Origin of the sequence: Flavobacterium ponti (assembly GCF_042652765.1) — a bacterium.
GTDB lineage: Bacteria > Bacteroidota > Bacteroidia > Flavobacteriales > Flavobacteriaceae > Flavobacterium > Flavobacterium ponti.
Genome location: NZ_JBHSGW010000025.1, coordinates 422,558 through 442,316 on the forward strand (window position 1 = coordinate 422,558; position 19,759 = coordinate 442,316).

Here is a 19,759-nt window from a genome sequence, read left to right on the forward strand (position 1 = left end):
GATTGAAATATTTTATTCTTGTTTTAATAGTCATGATTCTTGGAATTTCTTCAAGAAAAATAAATGGAATACCTTTATTAATAGGAGATGTTTTGTATGCTATCTTGATTTATTTTGGATTGCGATTCCTTTTTATTCATCTGAAAACATACAAAACATTTGTACTTAGTTTACTTTTTTGTTTTACTATCGAAATTTTACAATTGGTTCAAATTGATTGGTTAATTACCATTCGAAAAACTACATTAGGACATTACATTTTGGGTGAAGGTTTTCTTTGGTTAGATTTATTTTGTTACACAATTGGAAGTTTAATAGCTTTTTTAATGGATTTGAAATATCTTAAAACTCAAAACTTAAACTCGTTGTAACAAAAAAGTTATTGGATTTATTATCATTGAAAATAGAGCTTTGAGAATCTAAATATCTTGCTTCGGTTCTTAATTTCACCTTAGAATTGGGCAAATAATCAAAATTAATGGAAGCTCCTGAAGTTTTAAATGCATCTGAAGTTGCAACAATCACATTATCTTCATCTTGATAATATTCTACTCTAACAGCCGCTTGCCATTTTGCATTTATTGCATATTGTGCAATTAAAACTGGACTCATCCAATATAAATGTTTATCATTTAAAGTAGAACTATCTTGAATTCCAAAATCAAATCCTAAAATTGTATGCCATTTTGAATTCCATGTATTATCCCAATATAAATTACTAAAATAACGCATGGCTAATTCAGTTCCATAGAATTCTTTACCAATAAAAGTACTCCAATTTAAAATAGAATTTTCAGTAGGTTCATAAACAATCTGTGTTCCAAAAGCTGGTACAACATCTTTTTGTGGTTTGTTGATGCGTTGCCAACCATTCGTTACCAATCCCGAAAAACTCCATTTTTCATTTGGTTCATAATTGTACTTAATTCCGGTCATGAAATAGGGTGAATTTTCTGCCAATAAAGAACGTGTTAACGTCAAATTTGAATTAGAAGTGGCTGATTCAAATCCAATATAACTTGGCATAATTCCTACTTCAATAGACGACTTTTTGTTGTCATTGAAATACATTCCCACATAAGCTTCACTCAATAATTTTATATCTTCTGCGGCATAATTATCATCAACATAAGTTCCAGCATGAATTGCTACAGAAGCATAAGTATTTCCATATTGTAATTGTGTACGAATTAATCCATTATTCACATTAAACTCATTGTGACGGTTGTAATTGTACATAAATGGAAGTTTATTATCAGTTCTTGGATTGCTAAAATCATAAGCATAATATGTTTCTAAATAACCCGAAACTTTAATTTCTAAAGAATCTTTCTCTTGTGCTCTTCCTAAAAAGCATAAAAGCACTATACTATACAGCCAAATCTGTCTCATTATCTATTAATTTATGTTGTTTTCTTGCTAAAATTGCTAATCCAAAAGTGATAACACCTACTCTTCCAATGAACATTATACAAATTATAATTAACTTACCAAAAATAGTTAAATCTCCAGTAATACCCATACTTAAACCAACGGTTCCTATGGCAGAAGTAGCTTCAAAAAGTAATTTATCTAAAGTTTGGTTTTCTGTAAAACTTAATAGAAATACACTTAAAAACAATATTGCAGTATAAAAAATGAATGTAGAAACAGCCATTTCCAATCTATCTGCTGGAATCTTTTTTCCAAAATAAGTTACTTTACTTTCATTTCTGATTTTACTTTTCACAATTGCTATAATTGCAGTAAGTGTGGTTATTTTCATTCCACCAGCCGAACTTGATGGTGCTGCTCCAACATACATTAAGAAAATTATACTCAACAAAACGCTTGTGCTCAAAGTTCCAATTGGCAAGGAATTAAAACCAGCTGTTGTGATAGCATTAACCGTAGTGAATAATGCAACTTTAAAACGATAAGATAATGGTAAATATTGGATAGTTGGTTCACCAAAAAACTGAATAAAAAATGCTATTAAAAGTACTGTAAAAAAAGAAAGTGTAATCATTTTTGTGGTGAATGAAATTTCTTTTGATTTTTTTGAAATAAAATTCCAAATATCAGTAACTACAATAAAGCCTAATGCTCCTGAAATAGTTAAAAAGATAACAATTCCGTTTAAAAAACTATTAGAAGCGTAAGCTTCAAAACTAGTATTGTATAAACTAAACCCTGCGGTACAAAAAGAGGAAACACTGTGAAAAACACTTGTCCAAATGGTAAAAAATGTATCAGAATGAATGGGTCTAAAGGCAAAATAAAACAAAACAGCTCCAATAATCTCAACAGTAAAAGTAAATACAATAACCGATTTTAAAAAATCCTGAATTTTAAATTCTTTTGGCATGGTAAACTCATTTTGCATTATTTTTTTGTGCCAATGCGTTATTTGCTTAGTCGTAGAAAGTAAAATATAAGTAGTCAATGTCATATATCCAATTCCTCCTATTTGAATCAATGTTAGAATTATGAATTGCCCAAAAAAGGTATAATTGTCAAATGTACTCACGGTTGCTAATCCTGTAGTCGAAAGCGCTGATGTGGATGTGAAAAGTGTGTCAATAAAGTCTGTTGGAATTTTCTGTGAGAAAGGCAAGGAAAGAAATATCCAACCCAAAACCATGTACATGAAAAATCCAAAAAATAAACTTTGTTGAGGATTTAATCGCAAATGAAATTTTAAGTATTTGCGTCTTACGGTTTGAAATAGTGTTTTAGGCATTTTATTTTTTAATTTTAAATTTATAATAGTTTTTGATAAAGTGCGAAGCGTGAACTAATCCAAGTTTTTCGGCAACTAAACTCAAATCGTTGAGTTGATTTTCTAGAGCGTCTTCTCGTTGTGGACATTGATTAATTTTAATGAATTCTCGAAGCCAACTATCAGAATTTGCATTTGAATATGATTGATGTATTGCATTATTTAAAGACAAACTAAGACTATCGCTTGGCACATTAGCTGTGTTGCTGTCAGAATTTTTCATATGTGATGATTTTTATGTCAGAATAAATCGATAACCAATTCCGCTTTCGGTAAGAATCATTTCTGGGTGATTAGCATCTTTCTCAATTTTTTTTCTTAATTGTGCTACAAACACACGTAGATATTGGGTTTGGTCACTATAACTTTTTCCCCAAATTTCCTTCAATAAGTATTGATGTGTTAATACTTTTCCTTCGTTTTTTGCCAAAATGGCTAATAAATTAAACTCCGTTTGGGTTAATTTAATTTCTTCATCATTTACTTTTACATTTCGAGCCACCAAGTCAATTGAAAAATTAGATGAACTAATTATTGGCTCTGAAGCTTCTTTAATATGGTTTCTCATGTGAGAACGCACTCTTGCTAATAATTCCTGTGTTCTAAATGGCTTAATTAAATAATCATTGGCTCCATTATCTAATGCTTTCACAATTTCCGATTCTTCACTTTTTACCGATAAAATCATAATAGGATTCAAATACCATTCGCGTAATTGTTGCAATACTTTCTGACCGTCAACATCAGGCAAACCCAAATCTAGCATAATCAAATCGGGTTGAAAAGTAGCTGCAAAACGAATACCTTCTAGGCCATTTTCAGCCAATTTCACCTCAAAATCATTTGTGCTCAAAGTAATTTCTAAAAGCTTTCTGATTTGCGATTCATCATCAATGATTAAAATTTGGTGTTTATTCATTTTCAGTTTGATTAAATTTTGAAACTTCGGTTTTAATTTTGATTACAAATTTTGATCCTCCTTCTACTCTATTTTCTAAAGTTACGGTTCCGTATTGTGCTTCAACAAAACCTTTTACAATAGATAATCCTAATCCAGAACCACCTGGTCGGGAATTTTTAAGTCGGTAAAATTTATCAAAAACAAAGGCTATTTCATCTTCTGGAAAACCATTTCCTCCATCTAAAATTATAATTTGCAATGTATTTTCAACGTATGATAAATTGATTGTTATTGTGCTTTTTTCGGGTGTATAAATTATGGCATTGTTCAATAAATTATAAATAACATGCTCTGTTAACCCATAGTCCAATTTAAAAAGTGGTAAATTTTCGGCAACATTGACAATTATTTTTTGCGAATATGATTTGATTTTTAGAGCTCTAATTACTTCATATACAATTTCATTCACGTCAACCCAATCCATTTTTGCTACAATAACACCCGATTCTAAACGCGACATATTCAATAAATTTTCTACCTGATTATTTAAGCGTAGCGAAGCAATTGAAATTTCTTCCAAGAGTTTTTCCTTCTGATTTTCGGACATAATTGCATTGCTTTGAAGTGCATCGGTTGAACCAATAATGGCTGCAATTGGCGTTTTTAATTCATGAGATAAACTATCTAAAAGTGTATTATAGAGTTTTATGGATTTTAATTTGGATTCTTTTTCATTTGCAATTCGTTCAACTTGTCTGATTTTAAAGGTCAAAACAGCATTAATCAGAGCAATTACAAAATACATGAAAAACATAAATTTGTCTTCAGTATTTCCAATATAAAACGTAAAATAAGGTTTAATAAAAAAGAAATTCCAAATTAAAGCACTAAAAATAGCAGCTAATAATGTTGGAACAATTCTGTAAAACATGGCAACAAAAGAAACCGTAACCAAAAGAATAAAGGCAATAACTTTGTATCCAATAATATCTTTAAAAGCATAACAAATAAGAGAGATTAGCACTACTAATATTATGCTGAAAAGATATTGATTATTAAGATTTGAAGTTCTATTAAACACGCTTTAAAACTTTACCAATTAATTACAAGGCAAAGATAAGTTGGGTTTTATAAATAGCGTATAAAAGAAATACAAATAAGTATAAAGATTTTATAAAGATTTCTTTCTTCTGGTATCAATCAAATGGATAATTTGCCATTTTCCGTTATCGTTATATAAAGTAAAAGCATTTGCTCCAATGTGGCTTAATTTATCATTTACATAAAATTCATAAGGAGTCCAAACATGTGCTAAATTGCCATCAACTTCAACTTTATAATCGATTAGTTTTTCTAATACTTTGAGATTAGTCGGAATTGTAGTAATCGATTTTAAAAAATCATCAAATTTTTCATCTTTCAGTTTATTGCCTTCTTTAGTATTTGCAACTGTTCGTAATACAATTTCTGGATGACATAATCCTCTTAATGCAACAGTATCCTTTGCATGAAAAGCAATAAAAAATTCTTCTACAATTGCTTTTGGTGTTTTTTCCTGAGCAAAAAATAAGTTTGATACTAAAACTGTTGCGATAATAAGTAGCTTTTTCATTGCAAAATTATTTGTTTAATGCATTAGTAGCACTTGAATTAAATATGTTACAATTCCAGCAATATAACCTGCTATAGCCAAGGGAGTTATTTTTCTCAAGTACCACATAAAAGTCATTTTTTCTTTTTCCATAATTGCAATTCCTGAAGCTGAGCCAATTATCATCATACTTCCACCTGTACCAGCACACAAAGCAATAAATTCCCATAAACTGTTATCCATCGGAAATTCAGTAATTGAAAACATTCCTTGTGTGGCAGCAACCAAACTTCCATTATCTACAATAGATGATAAAAAGCCTATTACAATTATCATTAAATTATTATTTGGCAAATTGGTTTCTAAAAAAGCAGCTAATTGAGTTAATAAATGTACTTCTTGCAAAGCAAAAACCAACAATAATATTCCCATGAAATATAAAATGGAACTAACATCAACTTTAGAAAGTGCTGCAGCTACTGAATACTTATCTTTTTCTTCTTGTGTTTTTTTTCTATGATAAACAATCGAAACTAAAGCAACCATACTCAAAGAAACTAAAACTCCTATAAATGGAGGCAAGCCAGTAATCGACTTTATAACAGGAACCAAAACTAAACCAATAACTCCAGCAACAAAAACACTTAAACTTCCTTTCATTTTTTCTTCTCGCTTTGCATCAGCCATTGATATTTGAGCTCTTAAAACGGCAAAACCTTTCATTCTATAACTAGCAATTACTAAAGGAACCAATAAAACCATTATTGAAGGTATAATCAATGCTGTAACTATTCCTAAAGCACTAACTTGTCCTCCAATCCATAATAAAGTTGTGGTAACATCTCCAATTGGGCTAAAAGCTCCACCGGCATTTGCAGCAATAACAACTATTCCTGCTAATGTCATTCTGACTTCACCTTTTGGCATTAGTTTTTTCAATAATGTTACCATGATTATAGCTGTTGCCAAATTATCTAAAAGTGCAGATAATACAAAGGTTACAAAACCAACAATCCATAGTAATTCTAAAACTGATTTTGTTCTAATTCTGTGTGTAATAACTGTAAAACCTTTGTGTAAATCAATAAGTTCAACAATGGTCATTGCTCCAAGTAAAAATATTAATAAACCTGCAATTTCACCAAAATAAGTTATTAATTTTTCGGAAATAAGAGGTGCATTTCCTGGATTAAAAATGGCTATTACAATCCAACATAAAGCTCCTGTTAAAATGGCCGTAATTGTTTTGTTGATTCGAATTGGAGATTCAAAAATCACCGAAAGGTAGCCCAAAATAGCTACCGTTAATAAAATTGCTATCATTATTATTTGCTTGAAAAAAAACGCAATAAAGATACTAATCTATTTTGCAAGCAACTCTTAAATTTTAAATTATTTTTTTATCATAATTTAAAAGATAATTTGATTTACTACATTTGCCTAAACTTTACACAAATACTATGTCTGTAGCTAAAAAAGATTACAAAAGAGTCACCACAAAATCATTAATTGAAATGAAACAAAATGGAGAAAAAATCTCCATGTTAACTGCCTATGATTTTACTATGGCAAAAATTGTTGATTCAGCTGGAGTTGATGTTATTTTAGTTGGAGATTCTGCCAGTAATGTAATGGCTGGTCACGAAACAACTTTACCAATCACTTTAGATCAAATGATTTATCATGCTTCTGGAGTTGTTAGAGCTATTGAGCGTGCCTTAGTTGTTGTAGATTTACCATTTGGAAGTTACCAATCTGATCCAAAAGAAGCTTTGCGTTCTGCTATTCGAATTATGAAAGAAAGTGGTGGTCATGCTGTTAAACTAGAAGGTGGTTCTGAAATTAAAGATTCAATTAAACGTATTTTAAATGCTGGAATTCCTGTGATGGGACATCTTGGTTTAACTCCACAATCTATTTATAAATTTGGAACTTACACTGTAAGAGCTAAGGAAGATGAAGAAGCTGATAAACTAATTGAAGATGCTAAAATGCTTGAAAGAGTTGGTTGTTTTGCACTTGTTTTGGAAAAGATACCTGCTAAATTAGCTAAAAAAGTTGCCGAAAGTATTTCAATTCCTGTAATTGGAATTGGTGCTGGTAGTGGTGTTGATGGGCAAGTTTTAGTGATTCATGACATGCTAGGAATGAACAATGAATTTAACCCTAGATTTCTACGTAGATATTTAGATTTATACGATCAAATGACTAAAGCTATTGGTCAATATGTTACTGATGTAAAAGCAGTTGATTTTCCTAATGAAAATGAGCAATACTAATTCTGAAGTTAGAAATTAGAATTCAGAATTTAGAAAATTATGGCTGATAAAATTGTCTCAACAAAATCTAACCTTCAAATTCTTCACGAAGACAACCATATCATTGTGATTAATAAACGTGTTGGTGATATTGTTCAAGGTGATAAAACTGGTGATAAACCTTTATCTGAAGTTGTTAAAGAATATATTAAAGAAAAATACAACAAACCAGGTGACGTTTATTTAGGTGTTGTGCATCGATTAGACAGACCTACCACTGGAATTATAGTTTTTGCAAAAACTTCAAAAGCTTTAACACGATTAAATGAATCGTTCAAAAACAGAGAAACACAAAAGACTTATTGGGCTGTTGTGAAAAATTTTCCTCCAAAAGAAAACGATACTTTAATTCATTTTCTAAAACGAAATCCTAAAAACAATACTTCTAAAGCACATACAAAAGAAGTTCCTGAAAGTAAAAAAGCAAGTTTAGATTATGCAATTATTAAAAAATTAGATAATTATTTTGCTTTAGAAATCAATCTTCATACTGGAAGACATCATCAAATTAGAGCACAATTAGCAGCTATTGGTTGTCCCATTAAAGGAGATTTAAAATATGGATTTGACCGAAGTAATCCTGATGGTGGAATTCATCTTCATGCTAGAAAATTAGTTATAATACATCCTGTTACAAAAGAAAAATTAACTTTTGAAGCAGCTGTTCCAAATGATGTAATTTGGAAAGCTATTTAAAAGTATTTCATCGAAATAATATTACTTTAAAGCTATATAAATAATAATCTCTCCCAAATATTAACAAAATTTTATACATTTGTTTTTAAGACCAAACTTAATCTTTTACAAATGAAAAAAATACTTTTGTTTTTATCGTTATTGGTGTTCAATTTAAGTATTGCACAAGAACATTATTCAGGAATTAATATATCAAGAAGAGTTGGAATATTAAATTCTTCATTTAATCCAGCCGAATTAACCAATTTGTCTAATACCTACGAAGTAAATGTATTCAACACGAGTCTAAATGTTTCTAATAATAAAGTAAGTTTTGGAGATATAGTTAGCTCTGATGAAGATATTGAAGATTTAATTTTCGATGGAGATGAAGCTGCAAATATGCGTTTAGATTTATTAGTAAATGGTCCTGCTTTTGCCATGAAATATAAAAAATGGGCTTTCGGAATTTCAACTAATGCAGTAGCTAAAGCCAATATTATAGATGTAGATGTAAACTTAGGAGAAGCTCTTACAAATTCTGGAATAAATTCTATCGCTGGAATTACAGGTGTTAATACTCAATACAACCAAAAAATTAATGCAGCAACTTGGGGAGAAATTGGTCTTTCTTTAGCAAGAGATTTATATGAAACAGATAAATATAAATTTAGTGCAGGAACAAATTTACGTTTACTTTTTCCTAGTTCATTCACCAATTTTGCTGCTGATAAGTTTAATGGTTCCATTGTAAATGTTGGTGGAGATTTAAGTTTAACTGACACACAGGCCAACTTAAACATTGCCTATTCTGGTCCAATTGCGGATGGCTTTACTGATGCAGATAATTTTAATGATTTTTTTAGCTCTGGAATTAATGGTTATGCAATTGATTTAGGAGTAAATTTTAAAATTAAATCCGAAGATAATAATCCTAAAGACTATAAATTAAACTCAGGAATTGCAGTAAAAAACATTGGTTCAATGACTTTTAAATCTGATAACAATATTTCTAACAATTACAATTTAAACATTTCTGATACTCAGTTTCTAGATTTAAATCAATTTGAAGATGTTGATAATGTCAGAGATATTGAGCAATTATTATTAAACAGTGGCTATTTAACTAAAACAAGTGATGAAAGTGATTTTACAATAAAACTACCAACTCTTTTTACAGCTTATGCAGATTTGAAAGTTGCAAAACGTTTTTATGTAAGTGCCTTTACGCAACAAAAATTAGTAGATGACAGCGATAATGATTTTTCAACAACTCAAAATAGTATAACTTTAACTCCTCGTTTTTCTGGTGAAAATTATGAAATTTATGTACCATTATCTGATAATGAAATTTCTGGCTTTACTGGTGGATTTGGATTTAGATTGGGTGGATTCTTCATGGGCTCAGGTTCTATTTTAACAGCAATGATTGACGATACAAAACAAGCAGATGTTTACCTTGGATTTAGAATTGGCTTTTAATTATAAATATAAAAAATGAACAGTAAAATTAATTCTAAAATTGATTTAAAAATCCAAAATGGGTACACGCTTGAAACAGGAAGTTTAATTGATGAGAGTGTAAACACTTTTAAAAAAACATTTTTAATATCTGGAGTTGCAGTTATATTGTTGGCAATATTTACTATACTAATTTATGGAACTATTCTTGTTCTAATTTATGGGCTTTCAGATTTTACATCTACTATGACTGAATTTCAAGCTAGTCAATCGTCAGCAGTTGGAATGTTGAGTACTGTGATTATTGCAACGGTTACTAGTGCTTTTTTTGCTCCAATCACAGCTGGATTTATTCATGCTAATCATTTAGCTAAAAACAATCAAGAAATTGGAATTAATGTGTTTTTTGACTTTTATAAAAGCACGTTCTTTAAAGATTTATTTCTAAGTCATTTAATTATTGGCTTAACAGGTGGTTTATTGAGTTCTAGTTTATCGTTAATTAATTTAGAAATACTTACCTATTTTGTTCAGTTATTTATTAGTATGGTTACAGTATTTACAATACCATTAGTCATTTATGGGGGACAAAACTATGAAAATGCATTAACGAAAAGTTTTAAGTTATTTTTAAAACAACCTCTTTTAATTTTTGTAGCACTATTATTAGCTATTATAGGAGTTTTTATTGGGATTATTGCACTTTGTATAGGGATTATTTTTACTGCTCCATATTATTACTCTATGGTTTATGCTATATATAATCAAGCCATTGGGTTTGAGGAAAAATCAGTAATCGACGAAATCGGACAAGAAGAATTTTAAAAACAGAAAATTATGAAATGGGAAAGAAAAAAAAGTGACACCTTTGAAGACAGAAGAGGAATGTCTGGTGGTGGAAAAGCTGTTCTTGGTGGTGGTTTAATTGGTATAGTTATTTTACTACTAAATGTTTTTGGTGGTGAAACCGGACAAACCATAGGAAATGTTTTAGAACAAACACAAGGTGCTCAAACGCAAACGGAACAAACACAAACTAGAGAGTTAACAGCTGCTGAAAAAGAATTAGGTGATTTCACTGAAGCAGTTTTCGTATACAATAACGAAACATGGGCAAAAATATTTGCTGAAAATAATATTGGAACCTATCAAAAACCGGGAATGGTTTTGTTCACAGATTCAGTTGAAACAGGATGTGGTGGTGCAACTGCAGCTTCTGGACCATTTTATTGTCCTGCTGATCAAAAAGTGTATATGGATTTAGCTTTTTTTGAAGAACTAAGAACTAGATTTGGAGCTAAAGGAGGAGATTTTGCCATTGCTTATGTAATTGCTCATGAAGTGGGTCATCATGTGCAAACCTTATTAGGAACTTCTCAAAAAGTCAGACAAGCTCAACAAGGAAAAACTCAAGCTCAAGCAAACAAATATTCTGTCGCTCTAGAATTACAAGCAGATTTCTATGCTGGACTTTGGGCACATTACAACAAAAATTTATTAGAAGCTGGTGATATTGAAGAAGCTCTAAGTGCTGCTCATGCTGTTGGTGATGATGCCATTCAATCTAAAATGCAAGGCCATGTAAACCAAGAAACCTTTACTCATGGTTCTTCTGAACAAAGAATGAAATGGTTCATGAAAGGATATGAAACTGGTGATATTAAAAACCATGATACTTTTAAAGAAATTTTATAAACTATAAACATCTCAATCATAAAGAGTTACTTTTTTTAGTAGCTCTTTTTTATTAATTACAAAAAGCAAAATCCTGAACCACTCATCTCTAAAAATAGAAGCACCAGAAACCGATTATTTATATATTGAAAATTCTCAATTACCAAATGCTGGAAGAGGTTTATTTACAGCAATTGCTATTTATAAACATGAAGTTATTACTTTATTTGAAGGTGAAATCTTAACCCAAATTGAAGCTGAAAATCGTGTTGCAAATGGAAACGACAAATACTTCATCAACATGATTGATGGTACTATTATGGATTCAATGTATATAGATTGTTTTGACAAATATGCCAATGATGCAGAAGCTTTTGAAAATTCAGAATTCAAAAACAATGCAAAAATTTCATTAGATGATGAACACAATGTTTGTATCATAGCTACTAAAAACATCAAATCTGGTAATGAAATTTTCTGTAGCTATGGCAAAAGATATTGGAAAAAGCATGGTTAATTATCCCAACCAACCATCTCTATCTAAACTTCTATACTGAATCGCTTCTGCTATATGATTGGAATTCACATTTTCTGAAGCTTCTAAATCTGCTATGGTTCTAGCCACTTTCAAAATTCTATCATAAGCTCTTGCTGACAAATTTAAACGTTCCATAGCTGTTTTTAGCATTTGTAAAGAAGATTCGTTCAATTCACAATATTCACGAATTTGTTTGCTACTCATTTGAGCATTATAATGCAAATTTTCAAAGTTTTCAAATCGTATAGATTGAATTTCTCTTGCTTTTGTGACTCTTTTTCGAATTTCAACACTAGATTCAGCTTTTCGAGTTTCAGTTAATTTTTCAAAAGGAACTGGTGTAACTTCAATATGAATATCAATTCTATCTAATAAAGGCCCAGATATTTTACTCAAATAACGTTGCATTTCCATTGGAGATGAAGTCACAGGAGCATCAGGATCATTAAAATAACCACCTGGACTTGGATTCATACTCGCAACTAACATAAATGAAGAAGGATAGGTTATCGTAAATTTAGCTCTAGCAATCGTGACTTCTCTATCTTCCAAAGGTTGTCTCATTACTTCAAGAACTTCTCTTTTGAATTCTGGTAATTCATCTAAAAATAAAACTCCATTGTGAGCTAAAGAAATTTCTCCAGGTTGAGGATAACTTCCACCACCAACTAAAGAAACAGAACTAGCCGTATGATGAGGACTTCTAAAAGGTCGTTGAGCCATCAAACCTCCTTCTTTTGTTTTTCCAGCAACGGAATGAATTTTTGTGGTTTCCAAAGCTTCTTTCATGGTCATTGGTGGCAAAATACTTGGCAAACGTTTAGCAAGCATCGTTTTTCCTGAACCTGGTGGACCAATTAAAATAATATTATGTCCTCCAGCAGCTGCAATTTCCATACATCTTTTAATAGATTCTTGTCCTTTCACATCTGAAAAATCAAATTCTGGAAACTCTAAAGTTTTTGAAAATTCTTCTTTCGTATCAATAACAGTTGGTTCAATTGTTCCTCTTCCTTCAAAAAAATCTATAATTTGCAAAACATTTTCGATTCCGTAAACATCTAATCCTTCAACAATTGCGGCTTCTTTTACATTCTGTATGGGTAAAAACAAACCTTTGAAACCTTCTTCTTTGGCTTTAATAGCAATAGACAAAGCTCCTTTTATAGGTTGTAAACTTCCATCTAAAGAAAGTTCTCCCATAATGACATATTCCGATAAATTTTCAGCTTTTATTTGATAAGATGCTACGAGAATTCCAACAGCTAAGGTTAAATCATAAGCAGAACCTTCTTTACGCAAATCGGCTGGAGCCATATTTATCGTAATCTTTTTTCCGGGAAGTTCGTAGTTATTGTTCTTGAGTGCAGCAGCAATTCGGAAACTGCTTTCTTTAATGGCAGAATCTGGTAACCCTACTAAATGGTATCCAATTCCTTTATCGATGTTTACCTCTACGGTAATTGTGGTAGCTTCAACGCCAAAGACAGCGCTTCCAAAGACTTTTACTAACATGGCTTATAATTTTATTTAAATGGCTTATACTGATGCAAATATCTAAAAAATAAATTTAATTTTCCTACTATTAATTCCACTTTTTTAGTATCACAAAAAGTATTTAGTTTAATTTTCTTACCTTTGCATCATTATTTTGAAAATAAGACGGCACAAAATGTTCCTTCTTTGATTTTAATCTTAAATCAATCTTATTTTCATCTTTTGCAAAATTTTGCATCTAGCCTTTTGGAAAAATTCCATTTCAGGCAGTTTAATCTAAAATACGAATAATGCACATCATAGATTATATAATCTTTGTTGTTTACATGGTAGCTATGCTAGGTGTAGGCTTTTATTTTTACAAAAAAAACACATCTTCTGAAGATTTTTACGTGAGTGGTCGAAACATGAGCAGTTGGCATATTGGTTTATCTGTTGTAGCAACTGATGTTGGTGGTGGATTCTCAATTGGTCTTGGTGGACTGGGTTTCACTATGGGAATTTCAGGTTCATGGATGTTGTTTACGGGTTTAATTGGTGCTTGGTTAAGTGCTGTTTTTTTAATTCCGAAAGTTAGTAAACTGGGACATCAATATAAATTCTTCACTTTTCCACAAATTTTCAATCATTTTTACAACGGAAAAGTAGCTTTATTAGCTGGAATTATTTCTGCCATTGGTTATGTTGGATTCACAAGTTCCCAAGTTTTAGCTGGTGCCAAATTAGCTTCTGCCACAATTGACGGATTAGATTTGCAATGGGCTTTAATTGTTATGGGTGCAATTGCTGTAATTTATACGGCTGTTGGTGGTTTAAAAGCAGTGATTTACACAGATACTATTCAATGGATAATATTAATTGCTGGTTTAGTCTTCATTGGGATTCCAATTGCTTACAATGCTGTTGGTGGTTATGAAGTTATTAAAGCAACTTTAGCACCTGAATATTTATCTTTAACTAATGTTTCATGGCATCAAATTTTAAACTGGTCGGTTACTATTATTCCTATTTGGTTTATTGGTATGACTTTATACCAACGAATTTATGCTTGTAAAGATGAAAAAGAAGCTAAAAAAGCTTGGTTTGTAGCAGGCCTATTTGAATGGCCAATAATGGCATTCATGGGTGTCATTTTAGGTATGTTAGCCAAAGTAGCAGCAACGCAAGGAATGTTTGAAGGAATTACAGATGTAGCTTCAATGGACAGTGAAATGGGTTTGCCAATTCTTTTAAGCACCATTTTACCAGTTGGTCTAATGGGATTAATGCTTTCCTCCTATTTTTCAGCCATTTTATCTACAGCTGATAGTTGTTTGATGGCTGCTTCTGGAAACATTGTAACAGATATCATTTCGAAGTTCTATAAAAAAGAGTTAACACAGAAAAAATTATTACGTCTATCACAAATTGTTACGCTTTCTGTAGGTGGCTTTGCCATTCTTTTAGCTTCTCAAATGCAAAACGTTTTAGAACTGATGCTCTACTCCTATGCTTTTATGGTTTCTGGATTATTTGTGCCTGTTTTAGGTGCATTGTTTTGGCATAAAAGTAATCCTGTTGCTGCTTTTTGGAGTATGTTACTTGGAGGTTCAACAACTATTGGGTTAATCTTATCAAATAATAAATTACCGTTAAATTATTCTTTACCAGAACATTTAGACGCTAATATCTTCGGAATTTGCGTATCTTTAATCACATTCATATTATTATCAAATTATCATTATAAAAAATCAACAAATGGAATTTAAAATCATAACTCCTGAAACTGGAGAACACAAAACATATTCGCACCAAACTATTGCTAATTTTCTATTTACACATTTGGAACAATATGGTGACAAAACAGAAGATATTTTAAAATGTATCGATTATGCCATGAATCCTGAAAAAGGTGGAACGATAATCGTTGGATTGGATGATGAAAAAATTGTTGGTGTTGTTATTTTAAACAATACTGGAATGAGTGGATTTATTCCTGAAAACATTCTAGTTTATATTGCAGTAGATAATAGCCAACGAGGAAAAGGTTTTGGTAAAAAACTAATGCAAAAAGCTATCGATACAGCAAAAGGTGATATAGCCTTACATGTTGAACCTGATAATCCTGCAAAAATATTGTATGAAAAACTAGGATTTACCAATAAATATTTGGAAATGCGTTTAACGAAATAAACAATTTTGGAAGAACTTATTCAATTAAGACAAGAACTACATAAATATCCAGAAGTTTCTGGAAATGAAAAAGAAACAGCTAATCGAATACTGCTTTTTCTATCAAAATATCCTCCTACTAAAATGATTACAAATCTTGGTGGTGAAGGTATTTTAGCTATTTATAAAGGGAAAGAAGACGGAAAATCAATACTATTTCGATGTGAATTAGATGCTTTGCCCATTCAAGAAATTAATTCGTTTGATTATAAATCAATTTATGAAGGAGTTTCCCATAAATGTGGACATGATGGTCATATGGCAATTTTGTGTGGTTTGGCAAAAACATTGCATAAAAATCCTCTAGAAAAAGGAACAGTGATGTTGTTGTTTCAACCTGCTGAAGAAGATGGAAATGGAGCAAAAAGAGTACTAAATGATTCAAAATTTGAAACTATAAAACCCGATTTTGCCTTTGCTTTACACAACCTTCCTGATTATAAAAAGCACCAAATAATTGTCAAAGAAAATACTTTTACTTGTGCTGTCAATAGCATGATTATTCAATTAAAAGGAAAAACTTCTCATGCTGGTGAACCTGAAAACGGCATCAATCCTGCTTTGGCTATAGCTGAAATCACTACACTTTTCAATTCAAAAATAAATAATGATGTAGCATCACAAAAATATTGCCTTATCACTCCTATTCACATTAATATGGGTGAAAAAGCTTATGGTGTTTCAGCTGGTTATGGAGAAATTCATTTTACTGTTAGAAGCAATAGTAATGCTCAAATGAAAAATATTGAAACTGAATTAGAAGAAACTACCAAAGAAATTGCTTCTAAATATAAATTAGATCTAAATATCGATTGGACACAAAGTTTTCAAGCCAATGAAAATAATCAAGAAGCTGTGAATTTTATCAGAAAATCAGCTTCAAAGTTAAGTTTTGACATTTTAGAAAAAGAACAACCTTTCACGTTTGGAGAAGATTTTGGCATTTTTACCCAACATTTTAAAGGAGCTATGTTAGGATTAGGTTCTGGAGAAAACACACCTTCATTACACAATCCAGATTATGATTTTCCTGATGAAATCATAGAAACTGGAATTAAATTATTCCATCAAATTACAAAAGAAATTTTAAATGCATAGAAATTCTATCATAGAAATCAATCAAAAAGCCTATCAAAATAACCTTGCATTTCTTAAGAAAATGTTAGGCAAAAAAGTCATCTTTTCGTCTGTTGTCAAAGGAAATGCCTATGGTCATGGTATCAAAGAATTTGTAACAATGGCTTATCAAAATGGTGTAAATCATTTTTCGGTTTTTGATGTAGAAGAAGCTAAAATTGTTTTTGAAACTTTAGGAAATAATGCTACCATTATGATTATGGGTTTCGTAGCTGATGATGATTTACATTGGGTTATTGAAAATGAAATTCAGTTTTTTGTTTTTGAAAGATACCGATTAGCTTCTGCAACTAAAACAGCAAAAAAATTAAAAAGAAAAGCTAAAATTCATATCGAAATTGAAACAGGAATGAACCGAACAGGTTTTGCAAAAAGAGAGCTAGCAAACCTATCAAAATATTTGATTAAAGAATCAAAACATCTCGATTTTGTTGGAATCTGTACTCATTATGCAGGAGCAGAAAGCATTTCTAATTACATGAGAGTAGAAAGTCAAATTAAGAAATTTAACGAAGCAATTGAAATCTTTAAATTTTATAGAATTGAACCAAAAATTAAACATACTGCTTGTTCGGCAGCTTCCATGATGTTTCCAGAAACGCAAATGGATTTAGTTCGTATTGGCATTTTACAATATGGTTTGTGGCCAAGTCCAGAAGTTTTAGTAACTTACCTAAATACTAAAAAGAAAAAAATTGATCCTTTGCAACGCGTTATTTCATGGAAAAGTGAAATAATGAATGTAAAAAGAGTGAAATCGGGAGAATTTATTGGATATGGAACCAGTTATATGGCAAAAGAAAACATGAAAATTGCAACAATTCCATTAGGTTATTCTCATGGATATAGTCGTTCTTTGAGTAACCAAGGTCGCGTTTTAATTGATGGAAAACGCTGTGCTGTCATTGGAACTATAAATATGAATATGTTAACTATTGATGTATCTGAAATTGATCATATAAAAAAAGGAGACGAAGTTGTAATCATAGGAAATCAAGGAGATTTGTCTATAACAGTTGCTTCGTTTGGAGAAATAAATAATGTACTGAATTACGAATTTTTATCACGAATATCAAAAACAATTCCAAGAAAAATAATTGAATAATGGCTTTTTTAAAATTATATCGCAAAAAATTAATCGAAAATTATACTTTTCTAGACACTATTTTTAGTGAAAGAAAAATTCAATGGGGTGTTGTTACTAAATTACTTTGTGGAAATACTATTTACCTAAAAGAAGTTATTGATTTAGGTGTAATGGAAATGCACGATTCTAGAATTAGTAATTTAAAGAAAATCAAGAAGTTAAACCCTAATATTCAAACGGTTTATATCAAACCACCTTCAAGATTGAATATTGAAAAAATAGTGAAATATGCTGATGTAAGTTTCAATACGGAAATTTATACCATTAAACTTTTATCAGAAGAAGCCAAAAAACAAAACAAAGTCCACAAAATCATCATCATGATTGAAATGGGAGATTTGCGAGAAGGAGTTTTGGGTGAAGAATTAATGTCTTTTTATGAACAAGTTTTTAGTTTACCAAATATTGAAATCAGAGGAATTGGAACCAATTTAAATTGTTTAAGTGGCGTAATGCCAACGCAAGATAAATTAATCCAATTGAGTTTATATAAACAACTGATTGAAGCTAAATTTAATGTCAAAATTCCATGGGTTTCTGGAGGAACTTCTGTGGCTGTTCCTTTGATGCTTAAAAATGCTCGTCCAATGGCTGTGAATCATTTTCGTGTTGGTGAAGCTCTTTTCTTTGGAAAAGATTTATTTACAGGAGAAACCATGGAAGGTATGCACAATGATGTATTTAAATTATATGCAGAAATTATTGAAATTACCGAAAAACCAAACAACCCAACAGGTGAATTGGGTGAAAATGTAGCTGGTCACACCTATGAAGTCAATGACGATGTAGATTTAAGTGAAACTTCATTGAGAGCTATTTTGGATTTTGGATTACTTGATATGCAACCACAATATTTAGCTCCAACTGATGAATCCATAACTATAATAGATTCTAGTTCAGATATGACAGTGATTGATATTAGCAACTCTAAAAATAAATATAAAGTTGGTGATTTGGTCTCTTTTGACTTACAATACATGGGTGCTTTGTATCTGCTAAATTCAGATTATATTGAAAAAAGAGTTGAATAAAGTATAGTAAATTTTACTTTTTGTTAATTTTATTTGTCAATATGTAAAATAAACTTTACATTTGAAAAATAATTTTAATTATTTCTCTTATGAAAACACGTTTTTTATTTCCTAACCAATTTAAAACTTTAGGTTGGATTTTATTTGTTCCTAGTTTAATTCTAGGTATACTATATAGTATTAATAATGAAATATTAAAATCATTTCTTAAAATTAAAGTATTCGCAATTGCAGAAACACAATTATTTAATTATAATAGTTATTTTAAGTTTGTAGAAAATGACATTATTGATGAATTAATTTTAATAGGTTTAATAATTGGGGGAATTTTTATAGGATTTTCAAAATTAAAAAATGAAGATGAATATATTTCTAAAATTAGATATGAAAGTTTAGTTTGGGCAACCTATTTAAATTATGCTTTAATAATTATTTTTACTTTATTTTTATATGGATTTGCTTATTTAAGTATTGTTTTTTATAATTTATTTACTCTACTTCTATTCTTCATCATACGTTTTCATTATACTATTTATAAGCTAAATAAAGCCAATCGAGATGACGAATAATTTAAAAGTATTAAGAGCTATCAAAAACATATCGCAAGAAGAATTGGCCAAACAAATAAATGTCAGCCGACAAACCATAAATGCTATGGAAAAAGGTAAGTATGTTCCTTCTACCCTATTAGCTTTAAAATTAGCACGATATTTTGAAAAACCTGTTGAAGAAATATTTAGTTTAGAAGAAACGGATTAAAAAAATCCCAATCAGAATAATGATTGGGATTTTTTAGATTCTGAAACAAGTTCAGAAT

22 protein-coding genes are annotated in these 19,759 nt (G+C 30.4%); 14 read left to right on the forward strand and 8 right to left on the reverse strand.

Annotated elements, in window-relative coordinates; all coding sequences use genetic code 11:
* The first annotated feature begins 2 nt into the window (after positions 1-2).
* Positions 3-371, forward strand: coding sequence for a ribosomal maturation YjgA family protein (locus ACFO3U_RS10320; RefSeq protein WP_379741657.1), 369 nt, complete (start codon positions 3-5; stop codon positions 369-371).
* Here the strand turns inward: ACFO3U_RS10320 and ACFO3U_RS10325 are convergent.
* The 7 genes from ACFO3U_RS10325 to nhaD form a co-directional block, all read right to left on the reverse strand.
* Positions 343-1,392 carry a porin gene (locus tag ACFO3U_RS10325; RefSeq protein ID WP_379741660.1) on the reverse strand — a complete coding sequence of 350 codons (1,050 nt, stop codon included), beginning with the start codon at positions 1,390-1,392 and terminating at the stop codon, positions 343-345. The two genes, ACFO3U_RS10320 and ACFO3U_RS10325, sit on opposite strands and share 29 nt — an antisense overlap.
* Positions 1,370-2,722 (reverse strand): TrkH family potassium uptake protein, encoded by a 1,353-nt coding sequence (locus tag ACFO3U_RS10330; protein ID WP_379741663.1) that lies wholly within the window; start codon positions 2,720-2,722, stop codon positions 1,370-1,372. The genes ACFO3U_RS10325 and ACFO3U_RS10330 overlap by 23 nt, the downstream gene beginning before the upstream one ends.
* 1 nt (position 2,723) lies before the next feature.
* Positions 2,724-2,984: a hypothetical protein gene (locus ACFO3U_RS10335; RefSeq protein WP_379741666.1), complete on the reverse strand. Its 261-nt coding sequence runs from the start codon at positions 2,982-2,984 to the stop codon at positions 2,724-2,726.
* A 12-nt stretch (positions 2,985-2,996) separates the two neighbouring features.
* A complete protein-coding gene (locus tag ACFO3U_RS10340; RefSeq protein WP_379741669.1) occupies positions 2,997-3,680 on the reverse strand; it encodes a response regulator in 684 nt (227 codons plus the stop codon).
* Positions 3,673-4,743 carry a sensor histidine kinase gene (locus ACFO3U_RS10345; RefSeq protein ID WP_379741672.1) on the reverse strand — a complete coding sequence of 357 codons (1,071 nt, stop codon included), beginning with the start codon at positions 4,741-4,743 and terminating at the stop codon, positions 3,673-3,675. The genes ACFO3U_RS10340 and ACFO3U_RS10345 overlap by 8 nt, the downstream gene beginning before the upstream one ends.
* Positions 4,744-4,833: 90 nt before the next feature.
* Positions 4,834-5,274 carry a Cif family virulence factor gene (locus ACFO3U_RS10350; RefSeq protein ID WP_379741677.1) on the reverse strand — a complete coding sequence of 147 codons (441 nt, stop codon included), beginning with the start codon at positions 5,272-5,274 and terminating at the stop codon, positions 4,834-4,836.
* 15 nt (positions 5,275-5,289) lie between these two features.
* Positions 5,290-6,576, reverse strand: coding sequence for a sodium:proton antiporter NhaD (nhaD, locus tag ACFO3U_RS10355; RefSeq protein ID WP_379741680.1), 1,287 nt, complete (start codon positions 6,574-6,576; stop codon positions 5,290-5,292).
* A 137-nt stretch (positions 6,577-6,713) separates the two neighbouring features.
* On the opposite strand from nhaD, the gene panB reads away from it, so the two are divergent.
* From panB to ACFO3U_RS10385, 6 genes are all read left to right on the forward strand, one after another.
* Positions 6,714-7,532, forward strand: a complete 819-nt coding sequence (gene panB, locus ACFO3U_RS10360) for a 3-methyl-2-oxobutanoate hydroxymethyltransferase (RefSeq protein ID WP_379741683.1) — start codon at positions 6,714-6,716, stop codon at positions 7,530-7,532.
* Positions 7,533-7,571: 39 nt separating this feature from the next.
* Positions 7,572-8,267: an RluA family pseudouridine synthase gene (locus ACFO3U_RS10365; RefSeq protein WP_379741686.1), complete on the forward strand. Its 696-nt coding sequence runs from the start codon at positions 7,572-7,574 to the stop codon at positions 8,265-8,267.
* A 111-nt stretch (positions 8,268-8,378) separates the two neighbouring features.
* Entirely contained in the window at positions 8,379-9,728 is a 1,350-nt protein-coding gene (locus ACFO3U_RS10370; RefSeq protein ID WP_379741689.1) for a hypothetical protein, read from the forward strand.
* Between the two features lie 15 nt (positions 9,729-9,743).
* The gene (locus tag ACFO3U_RS10375; protein WP_379741692.1) at positions 9,744-10,532 is read left to right on the forward strand and encodes a hypothetical protein; all 789 of its coding nucleotides are present in this window, start codon (positions 9,744-9,746) and stop codon (positions 10,530-10,532) included.
* 12 nt (positions 10,533-10,544) lie between these two features.
* On the forward strand, positions 10,545-11,402 hold the full coding sequence (gene ypfJ, locus ACFO3U_RS10380) for a KPN_02809 family neutral zinc metallopeptidase (protein WP_379741695.1): 858 nt from the start codon (positions 10,545-10,547) through the stop codon (positions 11,400-11,402).
* A gap of 124 nt (positions 11,403-11,526) precedes the next feature.
* Positions 11,527-11,898, forward strand: a complete 372-nt coding sequence (locus ACFO3U_RS10385; RefSeq protein WP_379742079.1) for an SET domain-containing protein-lysine N-methyltransferase — start codon at positions 11,527-11,529, stop codon at positions 11,896-11,898.
* Here ACFO3U_RS10385 and ACFO3U_RS10390 read toward each other — a convergent pair whose 3' ends face one another.
* Positions 11,899-13,434 carry a YifB family Mg chelatase-like AAA ATPase gene (locus ACFO3U_RS10390; RefSeq protein WP_379741698.1) on the reverse strand — a complete coding sequence of 512 codons (1,536 nt, stop codon included), beginning with the start codon at positions 13,432-13,434 and terminating at the stop codon, positions 11,899-11,901.
* 272 nt (positions 13,435-13,706) lie between these two features.
* Between ACFO3U_RS10390 and ACFO3U_RS10395 the strand changes: the two genes are divergently transcribed.
* The 7 genes from ACFO3U_RS10395 (at position 13,707) to ACFO3U_RS10425 (ending at position 19,701) form a co-directional block, all read left to right on the forward strand.
* Complete coding sequence (locus ACFO3U_RS10395; protein WP_379741701.1) at positions 13,707-15,164, forward strand: sodium:solute symporter family protein; 1,458 nt, start codon at positions 13,707-13,709, stop codon at positions 15,162-15,164.
* On the forward strand, positions 15,154-15,588 hold the full coding sequence (locus ACFO3U_RS10400; RefSeq protein WP_379741704.1) for a GNAT family N-acetyltransferase: 435 nt from the start codon (positions 15,154-15,156) through the stop codon (positions 15,586-15,588). Before ACFO3U_RS10395 ends, ACFO3U_RS10400 begins: the two co-directional genes overlap by 11 nt.
* Positions 15,589-15,594: 6 nt before the next feature.
* Positions 15,595-16,725: an amidohydrolase gene (locus tag ACFO3U_RS10405; protein WP_379741707.1), complete on the forward strand. Its 1,131-nt coding sequence runs from the start codon at positions 15,595-15,597 to the stop codon at positions 16,723-16,725.
* Positions 16,718-17,869, forward strand: coding sequence for an alanine racemase (gene alr, locus ACFO3U_RS10410; protein ID WP_379741710.1), 1,152 nt, complete (start codon positions 16,718-16,720; stop codon positions 17,867-17,869). Before ACFO3U_RS10405 ends, alr begins: the two co-directional genes overlap by 8 nt.
* Entirely contained in the window at positions 17,869-18,942 is a 1,074-nt protein-coding gene (locus ACFO3U_RS10415; protein WP_379741713.1) for an alanine/ornithine racemase family PLP-dependent enzyme, read from the forward strand. The genes alr and ACFO3U_RS10415 overlap by 1 nt, the downstream gene beginning before the upstream one ends.
* 89 nt (positions 18,943-19,031) lie before the next feature.
* Positions 19,032-19,511 carry a hypothetical protein gene (locus ACFO3U_RS10420; protein ID WP_379741716.1) on the forward strand — a complete coding sequence of 160 codons (480 nt, stop codon included), beginning with the start codon at positions 19,032-19,034 and terminating at the stop codon, positions 19,509-19,511.
* Complete coding sequence (locus ACFO3U_RS10425) at positions 19,501-19,701, forward strand: helix-turn-helix transcriptional regulator (protein WP_379741718.1); 201 nt, start codon at positions 19,501-19,503, stop codon at positions 19,699-19,701. Before ACFO3U_RS10420 ends, ACFO3U_RS10425 begins: the two co-directional genes overlap by 11 nt.
* Positions 19,702-19,759: the final 58 nt, after the last annotated feature.

What these genes read in the sequence shown, in the direction of transcription:
- ACFO3U_RS10325 (WP_379741660.1), bottom strand. Translation starts at nt 1,392, where the DNA reads ATGAGACAGATTTGGCTGTATAGTATAGTGCTTTTATGCTTTTTAGGA.
- ACFO3U_RS10330 (WP_379741663.1), bottom strand. Translation starts at nt 2,722, where the DNA reads ATGCCTAAAACACTATTTCAAACCGTAAGACGCAAATACTTAAAATTT.
- ACFO3U_RS10335 (WP_379741666.1), bottom strand. Translation starts at nt 2,984, where the DNA reads ATGAAAAATTCTGACAGCAACACAGCTAATGTGCCAAGCGATAGTCTT.
- ACFO3U_RS10340 (WP_379741669.1), bottom strand. Translation starts at nt 3,680, where the DNA reads ATGAATAAACACCAAATTTTAATCATTGATGATGAATCGCAAATCAGA.
- ACFO3U_RS10350 (WP_379741677.1), bottom strand. Translation starts at nt 5,274, where the DNA reads ATGAAAAAGCTACTTATTATCGCAACAGTTTTAGTATCAAACTTATTT.
- nhaD (WP_379741680.1), bottom strand. Translation starts at nt 6,576, where the DNA reads ATGATAGCAATTTTATTAACGGTAGCTATTTTGGGCTACCTTTCGGTG.
- panB (WP_379741683.1), top strand. Translation starts at nt 6,714, where the DNA reads ATGTCTGTAGCTAAAAAAGATTACAAAAGAGTCACCACAAAATCATTA.
- ACFO3U_RS10365 (WP_379741686.1), top strand. Translation starts at nt 7,572, where the DNA reads ATGGCTGATAAAATTGTCTCAACAAAATCTAACCTTCAAATTCTTCAC.
- ACFO3U_RS10370 (WP_379741689.1), top strand. Translation starts at nt 8,379, where the DNA reads ATGAAAAAAATACTTTTGTTTTTATCGTTATTGGTGTTCAATTTAAGT.
- ACFO3U_RS10375 (WP_379741692.1), top strand. Translation starts at nt 9,744, where the DNA reads ATGAACAGTAAAATTAATTCTAAAATTGATTTAAAAATCCAAAATGGG.
- ypfJ (WP_379741695.1), top strand. Translation starts at nt 10,545, where the DNA reads ATGAAATGGGAAAGAAAAAAAAGTGACACCTTTGAAGACAGAAGAGGA.
- ACFO3U_RS10390 (WP_379741698.1), bottom strand. Translation starts at nt 13,434, where the DNA reads ATGTTAGTAAAAGTCTTTGGAAGCGCTGTCTTTGGCGTTGAAGCTACC.
- ACFO3U_RS10395 (WP_379741701.1), top strand. Translation starts at nt 13,707, where the DNA reads ATGCACATCATAGATTATATAATCTTTGTTGTTTACATGGTAGCTATG.
- ACFO3U_RS10400 (WP_379741704.1), top strand. Translation starts at nt 15,154, where the DNA reads ATGGAATTTAAAATCATAACTCCTGAAACTGGAGAACACAAAACATAT.
- alr (WP_379741710.1), top strand. Translation starts at nt 16,718, where the DNA reads ATGCATAGAAATTCTATCATAGAAATCAATCAAAAAGCCTATCAAAAT.
- ACFO3U_RS10415 (WP_379741713.1), top strand. Translation starts at nt 17,869, where the DNA reads ATGGCTTTTTTAAAATTATATCGCAAAAAATTAATCGAAAATTATACT.
- ACFO3U_RS10420 (WP_379741716.1), top strand. Translation starts at nt 19,032, where the DNA reads ATGAAAACACGTTTTTTATTTCCTAACCAATTTAAAACTTTAGGTTGG.
- ACFO3U_RS10425 (WP_379741718.1), top strand. Translation starts at nt 19,501, where the DNA reads ATGACGAATAATTTAAAAGTATTAAGAGCTATCAAAAACATATCGCAA.